This window comes from Paenibacillus cineris, from assembly GCF_018333335.1.
In the GTDB taxonomy this organism is placed as follows: Bacteria; Bacillota; Bacilli; order Paenibacillales; family Paenibacillaceae; genus Paenibacillus_AQ; species Paenibacillus_AQ favisporus.
Map to the genome: position 1 here is coordinate 1 of NZ_BORU01000055.1, position 237 is coordinate 237.

Annotated in this window: 1 protein-coding gene; it reads right to left on the reverse strand. The window is 34.6% G+C overall.

What is annotated here, in order from left to right; genetic code table 11:
- A partial coding sequence (locus tag KI379_RS33920) for a hypothetical protein (RefSeq protein WP_212986173.1) occupies positions 1-237 on the reverse strand: 237 nt, incomplete at both ends.

Below are 237 nucleotides of genomic sequence, written 5' to 3' on the forward strand. Positions count from 1 at the left end.
GATTATAGAATTTATAAAATTCAGCGAAGCTGAACCATTCTATAATCGCAAGAAAAACTTCAGCTAAACGCGGTCTGTCTTCTTTGGAAGTACGTCGATAGACGTTTTTCTTAAGATTATAGAATTTATAAAATTCAGCGAAGCTGAACCATTCTATAATCGCAAGAAAAACTTCAGCTAAACGCGGTCTGTCTTCTTTGGAAGTACGTCGATAGACGTTTTTCTTAAGATTATAGA